The 13,769-nt window shown below is 64.3% G+C and carries 9 protein-coding genes, 1 tRNA gene and 1 pseudogene; 3 read left to right on the plus strand and 8 right to left on the minus strand.

Features of this window, described 5'->3' with window-relative positions; genetic code table 11:
• Positions 1 to 11 precede the first annotated feature (11 nt).
• From BcanWU425_RS15655 to BcanWU425_RS15675, 5 genes are all read right to left on the minus strand, one after another.
• Complete coding sequence (locus BcanWU425_RS15655) at positions 12 to 1,517, minus strand: M81 family metallopeptidase (RefSeq protein ID WP_204511609.1); 1,506 nt, start codon at positions 1,515 to 1,517, stop codon at positions 12 to 14.
• 213 nt (positions 1,518 to 1,730) lie between these two features.
• Positions 1,731 to 3,380, minus strand: coding sequence for an ABC transporter ATP-binding protein (locus BcanWU425_RS15660; RefSeq protein ID WP_204513961.1), 1,650 nt, complete (start codon positions 3,378 to 3,380; stop codon positions 1,731 to 1,733).
• Between the two features lie 14 nt (positions 3,381 to 3,394).
• Positions 3,395 to 4,282 (minus strand): ABC transporter permease, encoded by an 888-nt coding sequence (locus BcanWU425_RS15665; RefSeq protein ID WP_018455317.1) that lies wholly within the window; start codon positions 4,280 to 4,282, stop codon positions 3,395 to 3,397.
• 20 nt (positions 4,283 to 4,302) lie between these two features.
• A complete protein-coding gene (locus BcanWU425_RS15670) occupies positions 4,303 to 5,244 on the minus strand; it encodes an ABC transporter permease (RefSeq protein WP_007602533.1) in 942 nt (313 codons plus the stop codon).
• A gap of 168 nt (positions 5,245 to 5,412) precedes the next feature.
• Positions 5,413 to 6,543, minus strand: coding sequence for a M20/M25/M40 family metallo-hydrolase (locus tag BcanWU425_RS15675; RefSeq protein ID WP_231190579.1), 1,131 nt, complete (start codon positions 6,541 to 6,543; stop codon positions 5,413 to 5,415).
• Positions 6,544 to 6,823: 280 nt separating this feature from the next.
• On the opposite strand from BcanWU425_RS15675, the gene BcanWU425_RS15680 reads away from it, so the two are divergent.
• The gene (locus BcanWU425_RS15680) at positions 6,824 to 8,431 is read left to right on the plus strand and encodes an ABC transporter substrate-binding protein (protein ID WP_231190580.1); all 1,608 of its coding nucleotides are present in this window, start codon (positions 6,824 to 6,826) and stop codon (positions 8,429 to 8,431) included.
• Positions 8,432 to 8,671: 240 nt separating this feature from the next.
• Positions 8,672 to 10,230 (plus strand): annotated as a pseudogene (locus BcanWU425_RS15685) (glycosyltransferase family 39 protein).
• Positions 10,231 to 10,434: 204 nt separating this feature from the next.
• Here the strand turns inward: BcanWU425_RS15685 and BcanWU425_RS15690 are convergent.
• Together BcanWU425_RS15690 and BcanWU425_RS15695 are read right to left on the minus strand one after the other, a co-directional pair.
• Positions 10,435 to 11,685, minus strand: a complete 1,251-nt coding sequence (locus BcanWU425_RS15690; protein ID WP_026232922.1) for a multidrug effflux MFS transporter — start codon at positions 11,683 to 11,685, stop codon at positions 10,435 to 10,437.
• A 160-nt stretch (positions 11,686 to 11,845) separates the two neighbouring features.
• Positions 11,846 to 11,934: transfer RNA gene (locus BcanWU425_RS15695), tRNA-Leu, on the minus strand.
• A 172-nt stretch (positions 11,935 to 12,106) separates the two neighbouring features.
• On the opposite strand from BcanWU425_RS15695, the gene BcanWU425_RS15700 reads away from it, so the two are divergent.
• Positions 12,107 to 12,538 (plus strand): twin-arginine translocation pathway signal, encoded by a 432-nt coding sequence (locus tag BcanWU425_RS15700; RefSeq protein WP_085351108.1) that lies wholly within the window; start codon positions 12,107 to 12,109, stop codon positions 12,536 to 12,538.
• Between the two features lie 25 nt (positions 12,539 to 12,563).
• On the opposite strand, the gene BcanWU425_RS15705 is transcribed toward BcanWU425_RS15700, so the two are convergent.
• Entirely contained in the window at positions 12,564 to 13,766 is a 1,203-nt protein-coding gene (locus BcanWU425_RS15705) for an FAD-dependent monooxygenase (protein ID WP_085351109.1), read from the minus strand.
• Between the last annotated feature and the right edge of the window lie 3 nt (positions 13,767 to 13,769).

Here is a 13,769-nt window from a genome sequence, read left to right on the forward strand (position 1 = left end):
GTTCTGTCCAGTTAGCGTGAGGAGGGAGTGAAAATCGGGCCGTTCGGCTTGATGCGGATGCCCGGCCGCAGGCGCGTCCATGGCAGCGTGGCTGTGTCCGCGGGCATCGCGCCGGGGGCGGCGCAGATCATCAGCTTTTCTGCGATCGGCTCGAAATCGGCGCGGAAGTGCACCGAGCTCTTGTTGACCAAAATCTTCTCTTCGGTCGGCTCGATGCCGACATAGCGGTACATTGCCTGGTCGGCGAGCTGCGCCTTGTGCGAGGAGACGACAACGCGGACGTCGCCGATGCGCAGGCAGGCGGAGGGGCCCATCTCCATCTCGCGGCCGCCGTAGTAGGGCCCGGGGGCGATGAAACGGCCGTCGGAGAGTTGTTCAACGACGAAGGTCGCACGATAGGGCTCGTCGCCGGGAATGCCGGACTTGCCGCCGAGCGACAGCGTCACGGTGGCACCGGCGCCGGCTGCATGCGCGGCCTTGGCCGATTCCGGATCGTAGATCGCGCCGGTCGCGGCGCTGGCCTTGTTGCGGACCAGCGCGCGTAGCATGCCGGTGGTGTCGGAATCGCCGCCGGCGCCGGGATTGTCCTGGGTGTCGGCGATGATGATCGGCTTGCTGGCGCCCTTCGAGAGTTCCATCGCGTGGCGTACGCCGTCATCAGGTGACCAGATCTTGCCGTCGAAATCGTCCTCGTGGCTTTCGATCAGCTTAACGATCGCATCCGCCGCGCGGTCGGCATCGGCTTGCGTCTTGCCATAGGCGAACACGCTCGGCCCGCAATCGCGGAAATCGGCGGCGGGGAAGCCGGGCGCGAAGGACAGCGTCGGAACCGCGTCGTTCTCCAGCGCGGCAAGCTTTTCGTAGATGCCCTTGGTCGGCTGGTCGTTGGTGCACTGCCAGCTGATCGGAATCAGGAACGGCAATTGCCGGAAGGCCTTTGCGAAACGCTGCTTTGTCTTCAGAAGCATTGCGAGATATTGCGCGCAGGCGCGGCCGGTCTCGGCCATGTCGATATGGGGATAGGTGCGGTAGGCGATCAGCGCGTCCGCATGCTCTATCATCTCGGGCGTGACGTTGGCGTGCAGGTCGAGGCTCGCGACAAGCGGAATGCCCTTGCCGATGACGCGGCGCACGCGCGCGAGAATCTCGCCTTCGCCGTCGTCGAGATGTTCCGTGACCATCGCGCCGTGCAGATCGAGATAGACGGCGTCGATCGGGCCGGCGGCGGCAATGCCATCGACCATGACCTCCACGATGCGCTCGAAGGCGTCCTTGGTGACATGCGCCGAAGGGCTCGCGCCGCAGGCAATCGTTGGAATGAGTTCCCAGCCGTGGGCCTCGGCGCTGTCGACAAAACCGGCGAGACCGACATTGATGCGGCGCATCACCTTCAGCACGTCGGGACCTTGCGTCATCGCCGGCCAGCCGCCGCCGTGCTGGAAGTCTGCGAAGGTCGCCTTCGTCGGAGCGAAGGTGTTGGTCTCGTGCAGGAAGCCGCCGACGGCGATACGTGTCATCAACTCAAGTCCAGCAATTGAATGTGCGCGACGTTACCCCTGTGCTTGCGGCGAGAGCAAGCCGGGAAGCAATCGCGCCGCGCATGGCGTCAAGCCGTTTTGGGAATGCTTGTCGCAACCGCCGTCATTGCGAGCGAAGCGAAGCAATCCAGAATCCTTCCGCGCAGGACAGTCTGGATTGCTTCGCTGCGCTCGCAATGACGAGGCGAGAGACTAGGCGCTAGCCGCCGCGCCCTCGGCCACCGGCCGGAAGTTAGCAAAATCCCAGCCGCGGCCTGGCGCTGCCTCGAGCAAGGCTCTGGTGTACGCCTCCTTCGGATGCGTCAGCACTTCGGCGGCCGGACCCTGCTCGACGACGCGGCCGTGTTGCATCACCATGACCTCGTCGCAGATCTGTGCTGCGACGCGTAGATCGTGAGTGATGAACAGGATGGCGATGCCGAGCCGCTGCTGGATCTCGTCGAACAGTTCCAGCACCTGCGCCTGCACGGAGACGTCGAGGGCGGAGACGGCCTCGTCCGCGACCAGCACGTCGGGATCGAGCGCGAGCGCGCGGGCGATCGCAATGCGCTGACGCTGGCCGCCGGAGAACTGGTGCGGATAGCGCGCGACCGCATCGGCGGGCAGGCCGACCAGCTCGAGCAATTCGCGCGCACGCTTCATTGCGTCGGCATGCGACACGCCATAATTGATGGGGCCTTCCGCGATGCTTTCGCCGACGGTGACGCGCGGGTTGAGCGAGCGGTAAGGGTCCTGGAATACGATCTGGATCTTCTTCCGATGCGGCTGCAACAGCCGCCGCGAAATGTCCGAGATCTCGCGGCCGGAGAGGCGCACGCCGCCCGAAGTCGGGTCGATCAGGCGGACGATGCAGCGCGCCACGGTCGATTTGCCCGAACCGCTCTCGCCGACGATGCCGAGCGTGCGACCCTTGCGTAGCGTCAGCGTGACCTTGTCGGCAGCGACGACCTCGCGGCCTTTACCGAAGAACGCGCGCTCGCGGTAGACCTTCCCAAGCTCGTTGGCTTCCAGCACCACCGGTTCCTTGGTCTCAAGCCGTGCCGCGCGCGGCACCAGGCTCGGTACTGCGGAAAGCAGGTTGCGGGTGTACTCCATGGTCGGATTGCGCAGGATGGAATCCAGCGTTCCGGTCTCGACCAGTCGGCCCTGCCGCATCACGGCGACGCGGTCGGCGATCTCGGCGACCACGCCCATGTCGTGGGTGATGAACAGCACGGCGGTTCCGTGATCGCGCTGGAGGTCGCGGATCAGGGTCAAGATCTGCTTCTGCGTGGTGACGTCGAGCGCGGTGGTCGGTTCGTCCGCAATGAGCAGCTTCGGTTCGAGCACGAGCGCCATCGCGATCATGATGCGCTGGCGCTGACCGCCGGAGAGTCGGTGAGGGTAGGAGGCAAAGATACGCTCAACCTGGGGCAGGCGCACCTGCTCCATCATGTCGAGGATACGCTTCTTGCGCGCCTTCGCGTCGAGTTTGGTGTGCGCGCGCAGGACTTCGTCGATCTGACGGCCGACCGGCATCACCGGATTGAGTGCCGTCATCGGCTCCTGGAAGATCATCGCCATTCGGGTCGCGCGGAGCTGCCGCAGGCGGCGGTCGGTCGCGGTGAGAATCTCCTCGCCGACCAGCTTGACGCTGCCGCCGGTGGGAACGAGCGTGCCCTTCGGCAGCAGACCCATCGTGGTCAGGGAGGTCACCGACTTGCCTGAGCCGCTTTCGCCGACAAGGCACAGCGTCTCGCGCTCGTGCACCTGGATCGAGATGCCGTCGAGGATGTTTGCAGCATTCGGCTTCTTGCCGACGGACACGACGAGGTTGTTGATGTCGAGGATGGGGCTGGTCATCACTTGATCGGTCATCATTTGCCTTCCCGCTGCTTCATGCGCGGATCGAGTGCATCGCGGGCGGCGTCGCCGATCAAATTGATGCTGAGGATGGCGATCGAGAGCAGCAGGCCCGGCCAGAAGATCAGCGTCGGCTTGAGCTGGAAGTACTGACGGCCCTCGGCCATGATGTTGCCCCAGGTCGGCGTCTCCGGCGAGATGCCGGCGCCGAGGAAGGAGAGGATGGCCTCAGTAAGGATCGCGGACGCGCAGACGTAACTGCCCTGCACGATCAGAGGTGCGATCGTGTTCGGCATCAAATGCCGCCACATGATCTTTGGCAGGGATGTGCCGACCGAGATCGCCGCTTCAACATAGGGCTCTTCGCGCGCCGACAGCACGACCGAACGCACCAGGCGTGCCACGCGCGGAACTTCGGGGATCGTGATCGCGATCAGCACCGTCCAGAGGCTGGCCCCGGACAGCGACACCACGGCGATTGCCAGCAGGATGCTCGGCATTGCCATCAGGCCGTCCATGATCCGCATCATGACGGAATCGACCAGCTTGAAGAAGCCGGAGACGAGGCCGATCGCCAACCCAATGACGATCGACATGATCGCCGAGCCGATGCCGATCAGAAGCGAAATGCGTCCGCCATACATCACGCGCGATAGCAGGTCGCGGCCATAGGCATCGGTGCCGAGCAGGAATTGCGCCGAAGAGGGCTTCAGCCGCTGCGAGGGCGCAAGCTGGATCGGATCATACGGCGCGATCAACGGCGCCAGGATCGAGATCAGCACAACCAACGCCAGGCAGATGGTCGCCGCCGCGATGATCGGCGTCGAGGTCAGGAATCCGAGGCGCGGTCGCAGCGGCGACGTGATCGGGATGGAGGACTGGGGAAGGGTATCGACCGACATTTTTGTTGTTATCCTTAGCCCTAGTACCGGATCCGGGGATCGAGCAGCGTGTAGGCGACGTCGATCAGGAGATTGACGACGACATAGATCAGCGACGTCAGCAGGATCATCGCCTGGATCACCGGATAGTCGCGCGCCAGCACCGCATCCACTGTGAGGCGGCCGATGCCGGGGATGTTGAACACGCTCTCGGTGACGACGACCCCGGAGATCAAAAGCGCAAAGCCGGTACCGATCACCGTGATCACGGGCACGGCCGCGTTGCGCAGCGCGTGCCGCATCATCACGGCGACCTCGTTGATGCCTTTTGCCCGCGCGGTGCGGACGTAGTCCTCGCCGAGCACGTCGAGCATCGCCGCGCGCGTCATGCGCGCGATCAACGCGATATAGATGAAGGACAGCGCACAGGTCGGCAGGATGATGCGCTCGAAGAACGGCCCAAACCCGTTCGAGATGCTGCGGAAGCCCTGCACCGGCACCCAGCGCAGGTCGATCGCGAAGACCTCGATCAGGATGTAGCCGACCACGAACACCGGCACCGAGAAGCCGAGCACGGACAGGCCCATCACGAAGCGGTCGATCCAGGTGCCGTGCTTCCACGCCGCGATCACACCCAGGGGAACCGCGACGATGACGGCGAGGATGATGGTCGACAGCGCGATCGAGATCGACGGCTCGACCCGCTGGCCGATCATCTTCATCACCGGAAGGTTGGAGATGAGTGACGTTCCGAGATCGCCATGCAGCAGCTTGTTCAGCCAGGTGATGAACTGCACGATCAGCGGCTCGTTGAGGCCGAGCGAGGTGCGGATGCGCTCGAGCCGCTCCGGCGTGGCGTTGTCGCCGGCCAGAATCGCGGCGGGATCGCCCGGAGTGAGGCGGAGCAGGAGGAAGACGAACAGCGCCACCACGCCCATCACGGGCACGGCGGCGAGAATTCGGCGAAGGAGATATCCGAGCAAGTTGGATCCCGTCAAATGAGAGTCAAATCAGAGACAGCGGCTGGAGCCTGGGGTTCTGCCACCAGCCTAACATTTCAGCAATTCCCATGCCATCCGGGCCACCGTTTTTGCAGTGCGGTCAACTTGTTTCGGTGATCTGGCCCGGTTTTGGCGATGTGGCTCGCGCCGTTACTCCAGAGTCGCGAGCAGCCCCGCCATCAGCCGGCCGCGTTCGACCAGACTTTCAACCTCGATATACTCTTCGAGCGTGTGGCCGTTGCCGCCACGCACGCCCAGGCCGTCGAGAGTCGGGATGCCCATTGCGCCCGTGAAATTGCCGTCGGAGCCGCCGCCGGCGCTCGCATGCGGCAGTTCTGCGCCAAGCGACTTGGCGATCCCGCGCGCCCTTTCATACAGCGCCATGGTGCCGGCATCAGGCTCCCAAACCGGACGTGTCACGCCGCGCGTCACCTTGAAGGTGACATCATTGGTTGTACCGGAGAGCGCCAGCATCCTCTCGACGCCGCGATCGAGGTCAGCCTGGCGCTTGGCCATCGAAAGCGCTTCGCCGGTGGCGGTCGTGGCAACGCAATTGACCCATTGACCCCCGTGCACGACGCCGACTGAAAACGTGCAGTCTTCGCCCGTCATCGCATCGATGGTGAGGATTTGCCGCGCCATCTCGCGAATCGCCGAGCGGCCTGCCGACAAGGTCGCGCCGGCGTGGCTGGGTCGGCCGGTCGCCTCGAGATTGAAGCGCGCGATGGCGTAACGTCCGGTGGTGACGCCGTTGTCGGCGCGGCCGGGCTCCGGCACCAGCACGTATTTGTTGCGCGCGGCTTCCGCCTCGATGATATCGCGCGTGGAGGGTGTGCCGACTTCCTCGTCGGGCGTGAACAGCACGGTGATCGGCAGTGGCGTCGTGAACGAGGCGCGGGCCAGTTGTCGGATGGCTTCCAGCGAAAGATAATTGCCGCCCTTCATGTCGTAGATGCCGGGGCCATAGCACTTGTTACCCTCGCGGCGCCATTTCAGCTTCTCGATGGTGCCTGTGGGGTGGACCGTATCCATGTGTCCGGCGATCAGGATGCCCGGTTCGCCCTGCTTCGGATGCGGAAAGCGGGCGCGGATCACGCCGCCAAAGCCCTGGCGACCGGCGATGCGCTCGATCGTCGCACCCATGATCGCCATCTCCCGCGCTGCGATATCGAGCATGCGGTTCACGGCGCTCGCGTCCCAGGTCGGGCTTTCGCATTCCACCCAGCCGCGCAGACCCTGGAGCATCGCTTCGGAATCGAAGGGAAGATTGGCTGGATTCATCTCAATGTCTCTCCAATGTCTCTTGGGCTTTGGAACATGGAACGCGCATTGCATCGGCGCGGGGCAGGACAGGCGGAGAGTGTTGTAGAGCCAAACCGATCCTTGTGGAGCCCGTGTGCGCGCCGCTTGGGCTTGCGGCGAAACCGGATTGACGCGCTCGGCACCGTCTGCAAGTCTCGAAAAGATAAAGGCATTGCATGAGGTTCGTTCGCCTAAAGAACGAACCGGATGCTCAATCAATAACCTGCCTTTGAACAGTTTCACGTCAGGAGAACTTTTTATGTTTAAGTTGATGCGCCGGGGGCCTCGCGCGTTCGCCTCCAAACTTGCGCTGTCGCTCGTCGCGCTTTCGACCGCACTGGCCTCGCCGGTGCTTGCGGCCGGCAAGACCATCACGGCGGTAATGCATTCGGATCTGCGCATCATCGATCCGATCTTCACCACGGCCTACATCACGCGCGACCATGGCTACATGATCTACGACACGCTCGTGGCGCCCGATTCGAACTTCAAGATCCAGCCGCAGATGGCGGACTGGAAGATCTCCGACGACAAGCTCACCTACACCTTCACGCTGCGCGACGGCCTGAAGTGGCATGACGGTGCGCCGGTGACGGCGGAGGACTGCGTCGCCTCGCTCAAGCGCTGGGCCGCAGTCGATGGCATGGGCCAGAAACTGCTCGACTTCACCGCCAGCATCGAGGCGACCGATGCCAAGACCATCACGCTGAAGCTGAAGGAGCCCTACGGCCTCGTGCTCGACTCGATCGGCAAGCCGTCCTCCCGCGTTGCCTTCATGATGCCGAAGCGCCTGGCCGAGACGCCGCCGGACAAGCAAATCCCCGAGCAGATCGGTTCGGGTCCTTTCAAGTTCGTGCAGTCGGAATTCCAGCCGGGCGTGAAGGCGGTCTATGTCAAGAACACCGATTACGTGCCGCGCAAGGAGCCGTCGAGCTGGACCTCCGGCGGCAAGGTGGTGAAGGTCGACCGCGTCGAGTGGATCACCATGCCGGACTCGCAGACCGCGGTGAACGCGTTGCAGTCGGGCGACATCGACTTCGTGGAAAATCTGCCTTACGACATGCTCCCGTTACTGGAAGCGAACAAGGACATCACGATCGAGGTCTCGAACAAGTTCGGTTTCCAGACGCTCGGCCGGATGAACTTCCTTTATCCGCCGTTCGATAATGTCAAAGTGCGCCGTGCTGCCTTTCTGGCGATAAACCAGAAGGACGTTCTCGACGCGCTCGTCGGCAACGCCAAATATCAGAAGGTCTGTGGCGCCTTCTTCGTGTGCGATACGCCGTTCGCGACGGAGGCCGGTGCCGAGACCCTGGTGAAGGGCAACGGCATGGCCGAAGCCAAGAAGGCGCTCGCCGAATCCGGCTATGACGGCACCCCGATCGTGATCATGGCCCCCGGCGATGTCACGACGCTGAAGGCGCAGCCGATCGTTGCGGCTCAGTTGCTGCGCGAGGCCGGCTTCAAGGTCGACCTGCAAGCGACCGATTGGCAGACGGTGGTGAGCCGCCGCGCCAGTCAGAAGCCTCCGAAAGAGGGCGGCTGGAACATGTTCTTCACCAACTGGGTCGCGGCCGACGTCTCCAACCCGATCGCCAATCTCTCGATCGGCGGCCAAGGCAAGAAGGGCTGGTTCGGTTGGGCCGAGAACGCCAAGATCGAAAAGCTCAAGGACGACTTCGTTCGCGCCGCCTCGCTCGACGATCAGAAGAAGATCGCCTCTGACATCCAGAAGGAAGCCTATGAGCAGGTGATCTACATCCCGCTGGGGCAGTATCTCCTGCCGAGCGGCTGGCGCAAATCGCTGACCGGCGTGCTCGACGGTCCCGCGACCCCGCTGTTCTGGAACGTCGACAAGTCGGAGTAGGGCAAAGGCCCTTCCTTTCGTCCGGATCATCATGCGGCGCCGCTGTCATCAGCGGCGCCGCTCTTTTGCCAGTCTCGGTCCTTTGTTGACCTTACGCCGGCTGAGAAAGCGGATGCTTTCAACGTTCCCAGTCTGCGGTCATTGCTATTTGTTTCGATCCAGAACTAGATGTGTCGTGCTCGCGCATCATCTTCCTCCCTCCATTTGATTCCAGTGCCGATCGATTTTGCATTCCAGGCGATGGCCGAACGGTCCGATCGCGCGCCGGCACGATGGCGCCGGCCATTCCGGCGTTGGCTCGATGGCGTCGAGACGGGCTGGGCCGTGCCGCTTCTCGTCGCCTGCTTCGTCGGGATCTGGACGCTCTATCTGGCAGTCGCCTATGCCGGCAGCGGTCTGCACCCCGATACGCTGGAGGCCTGGACGCTGGGGCGGCATTTCGCGTGGGGCTATCCCAAGCATCCGCCATTGACCGGCTGGGTTGCCGCGAGCTGGAGCGCCATTTTTCCGCTCACCGACTGGTCGCTGCAATTGATGGCGATGGCCAACGCCGGGCTCGCGCTGGTCTTCGTCGATCGGATCGCGCGGCAATTCGTGAGGGGGCACAAGCGCGTCCTGGTGCTGTTGCTCCTGATGCTGACGCCGGCCTATCAATTCCATGCCCAGCGCTTCAACGCCAATGCGGTGCTGCTGGCGGTCTGGCCGCTGGCGACCTGGTGCTTCCTGCGCGCATTCGAGACCCGAGCGGCGTCGTGGGCGGTTGCCGTGGGATGCACGACGGCACTGGCCATGGTCGGCAAATATTATTCGATCTTCCTTGTCGCGAGCTTCACGTTTGCCGCGCTGGCGCATCCGGCGCGACGCGCCTATTTCACTTCCGCCTCGCCCTGGATTTCGGTCGTCGTCGGGCTTGCGGCGCTGTCACCGCATCTTCATTGGCTCGCGACCACGGGGGCATCGACCTTCACCTACGCGCTGATGTCAGGAACTTCCTTTTGGGCCTGTTGGCGGCCATGAGTGTGTCAGCCGTCAGCTGGGTATTGATCGCCGGCACGCGGCTGAAGCAGTTTCCGGACGATTTCGCGGCGATGAATCCGGGCCTGCGGCTCCTCTTTTACGTTGCCGTCGGCACGATTGCGCTGCCGGTCCTGATCTCGCTCGTGATGGGCACCGATCTGCCGTCGCTATGGGCTGTGCAAGGGTTGTTTCTGTTCGCCATTCTCGTGGTCTGCGGCGCAAATTATTCAATCGAGCGCTTTTACACCGTCAACCTCACCGTGGTCGTGGCCGGTGTCGCGCTCACGGCCGTCCTCGTCGCCGCGCCGACCCACGCGGTCTATCGCAACGATCACGGTTACGAGGAGGGGCGCAATTTCTACGCGCAAGCGGCGAGCCGATTGACACGCGAGTGGCGCGAACTGACGGACGAGCCGCTCGCCGCCGTCAGCGGCGACGATTCACTGGCCTTCGCGACAGCCTTCTACAGCCCGGACCACCCGCACCACGTGCGGCCGTTCGAGGATCAATATCTCGGGGGCTTGCCGCACAAGACGACGCTAGAGCGCGGCTGGGCCGCGCTCTGTTTTCGCGATCAGGATGATTGCAGCCGGTGGATGGACTCGGTGGCCGGGCGCGCCGGGCATTTCATCAGGCGGGAACTTATCATACAGGCGCAGCTATGGGGCCGGCCCGGTCTCACGCGGGAAGTGGTTGTGCTGATGGTGCCGCCCCGTGGAAGCGGCGCGGCACCCGAAGGCATTGCGGACGATTTCAGCGCCAGCAGGCGCGCAACGGAATAGGCGTCTTGCTCAGCAGTGGCTGTCGCGGACCCGCTCGAGCCCTTCACTCGCGAATGGCACGGTGACGGCGGTCTTTTCGACGCTCGACGGCGTGCGTTCCGTCTCCGCCCGTTCCGCGGCGTCGTGGTCTTTACGGTGTTTCGGTTCCATTGAAGCGCCCTTTCAAATTGTTGCAGTACAACATCGAGAGCGCCACGGAGTTCCTCAGCCGATGGCGCGATGATGCGGCCTGAACAACCGTCCTCTCTCCACCACCAGCACGATCGCGAGCGCGGCGAGGGACGACACGAAGAAGCCGACCGAGAACGGCAGCAACGTGCCGTCGAAGCTTTGTCCGATGGCCATGCCGACGGCGATGCCGATCAGCGTGGTGATCGAGCCGTAGAGCGAGGACGCCGTGCCGGCGATGTGGCCCTGCGGCTCCATGGCGAGTGCAGTGAAGTTGGCGACCATCATGCCGAACGAGAACATCATCAGCGCCGAGAGCACCATGAACAGGGGAAGCGGCAACGCGGCGAGGCTTTCCGTCAGCAGCATCACTCCCGCCACCGCGGTGTAGAGCGTCAGCGCGCCGTGCGAGATCACGCGCATGCCGAGGGTCCCGACGAATCGCGCATTGAGAAAGCCGGCAATGGCGGTGCCGGCCGCGATCCCGGCGAAGGCGAGCGGAAAATAATGGCCGAGGTGATAGATGCCGACAAAAACTTGCTGAGCCAAAAATACGTAGGCGAACAGCGCGCCCATGACGCTACCGGCGGCGAGCGCATAGCCCAGGGTTTGGCGATGGGTCACGGTCTGCCAGTAGGCCGTGAGCACGTCGGCCGGCGCAAGCGACCTGCGTTCGCTCTCAGGCAGGGTCTCCGGAAGCCGCAGCACGGACCATGCAAGCGCGAGCAGCCCGTAGAGCATCAGCACGACGAAGATGCCGCGCCATTGCGTCACCAGCAGCACCGCCTGTCCGAACGAAGGGGCGATCACGGGGACGGCGATGAAGATCATCATCGCAAGCGACATCACGCTCGCCATGCGGCGGCCGACGTAACAGTCGCGCACGATCGAGGTCGCGATCACGCGAGTCGCCGAGGTACCGAAACCCTGCAGTGCGCGTGCCAGCAGCAGCGTCTCGAACGACGGCGCCGCAATCGCCAGCACGCTTGCCACCGCATAGACCGCCATCCCGCCGAGCAGCACCGGGCGGCGGCCAAAGCGATCCGACAGCGGGCCCATGACGAACTGCCCCGCGCCAAAGCCGATCAGGAAGGTCGACAGCACCAGCTGAAGATGGTTGGCGACGGGGATATTGAAGGCCGACCCGATATTGGGCAGTGCCGGGAGCATCATGTCCATCGCAAGCGGATTCAGCGCCATGATCGACGCGATCACGATGACGAATTCGGGGAAACCCATGGGACGGTGTCCCGAGGACACCCAGTCGTCGGCATTGACGTCGGACAAGAAGCTCACCTCTGATTTGAGGCCCTTATCTATCTTCAATGCTGCGTTGCACAAGCAACGTTTCGGGATGGCTGGCAGGCGGTGCAGGAGCAGACAGGAATTGATGAGGTATCAGCGCTCGCGGCCGCCGCGCGCGGCGGGATCCTCCGCGCAGCTTTCGTGGTGCGGGCAGCCGGGGTCGAACCGGCACAGCGCTTGCGCGCCGAGGGATTTTAAGTCCCTTGCGTCTACCAATTCCGCCATGCCCGCTTGATCCAACGAGATCAGCCACTTAAGTCCCTTGCCGGCGGTCTGGAATTGGCGTTTGCAGGCCGGAGGGGTGGTTCTTCCTTAGGCGAGCCGGCGGCACAAGGCAAAGCCTCAATCCGGACATCTGTTGTTGCTTTAGGCATTCTCAATCGACGGGGACTATTCATCCGGCATGTCAGCTTTGATCCAATATCGCCTGCGCCCGTGCTGCGTGGTCGCCGCGCTGCTCGCGGCCGACTTCGCGCTGTCCGGCTGCGCCGGCATGAGCGAGACGGTCGCTCCGGCCTTTGCCGATCCCGCCAAGTACGAATTGTACGATTGCAAGCAGCTCGAAGGCGAGCGCAAGTCGATCGCCAACCGCACCGGCGATTTGCAGAGGCTGATGGACAAGGCACAGACCGGCGCGGGCGGCGCCGTGGTGTCGGAGCTTGCCTATCGCAACGACTACATCGCAGTACGCGGGCAGGCGCAGATGGCCGATGACGCTTGGCGCCGCAACAAGTGCCGGGAAACGCCCCCCGAGGCGACGCCGGCCGCCGCGGCGCCCGCAGCCAATCCTGGCCCGATCAAGCCTGGCCCGAAATCGACAAGAGCCGTGCGCTGAAACGTCCTGACATCAGCGCCTCGCGTCAGGGCCGCCAGCCGTAGATCCAGTCCTGCCGTGCCAGCATGCGTTCCGGGCCGAGGGCGCGGACCGCAAGATCGCGCGCGAACGCGAGCGGCCCACTGAAATGATAGATGCGGCCCTGCTGCCGCGCGGTCCGCTGCACCCGCCGCACGCGCGCCTGGCGCGTCCGGCCGTATTGTCTCAGCGCTGCCGTGATGCCCGCGGTGGTCTCGGCGATCTCAGGGCTCAAATGCTGCGCGAGCACTGCGGCGTCCTCGATCGCCATGCCGGCGCCCTGGGCCGCAAACGGCAGCATCGCATGCACGGCGTCGCCGAGCAGCGCGACCGGGCCTTTACTCCAGGGGCAGTCGTCGGGGACGCCGAACAGCGCCCATTTCCGCCAGCTGTCGACTGTGCCGAGCATCATGCGCGCCGGCGGCGGCCAGCGCGGCGCGGCGAAGGCGTCCAGCACTTCGCGGGGATCGCCGGGCGTGCTCCAGCCCGGCCTGTTCCAAGTGCCCGGCAGCACCGCGACCACGTTGATCTGGCGTCCGCCCGCGATCGGGTAGGCGACGAGATGGGCATTCGGGCCCATCCAGAGCTGGACCCGGCGCGCTGTGTAGTCCTTCGGCAGTTGCGTGGCATCGAGCGTACCGCGCCAGGCAATCAGCCCGGAGAAGCGCGGCTGCACCTCGGGGAATAGATGCTGGCGCACCGTCGACCAGATACCGTCGGCGCCGATCAGCGCACTGGCGAGATCGCTGCGCCGGATCGTGCCGCTGCGATGAACCACCGTGAGCCCCTTGGCGTGAGGCGCGACGTCTTCGAAGGTCGCGCCGAGTTTCAGGTCGATATGGGGATGGTCGGAAACTGCGCCGGCGAGGGCGGATTGCAGGTCGGCGCGGTGCACCACCCAATAGGGGGCGCCGGCGCGCTCGGCGGCGGCTTCTCCCAGCGGCATGCGCAAAAGCTCACCGCCGGCCCGCGCGCTCATGATCGAGACTGCCTCCGGGATCACGGCGCGCAACTTGAGGCGCTCGGTGAGCCCGAGCTCGACCAGCACGCGGCTGGCGTTCGGGGAGAGTTGCAGACCGGCGCCGACTTCCTCGAGCCGCTCGGCCTTTTCCAGCACGATGATGCGGAAGCCGCGGGCCGCGAGCGCAAGCGCAGCCGTCAGTCCACCGATGCCGGCACCGGCGATGACAATCGTTCGGGAGAGCGCCACCCC

Origin of the sequence: Bradyrhizobium sp. WU425, assembly GCF_021052305.1 — a bacterium.
Classification (GTDB): domain Bacteria; phylum Pseudomonadota; class Alphaproteobacteria; order Rhizobiales; family Xanthobacteraceae; genus Bradyrhizobium; species Bradyrhizobium canariense_D.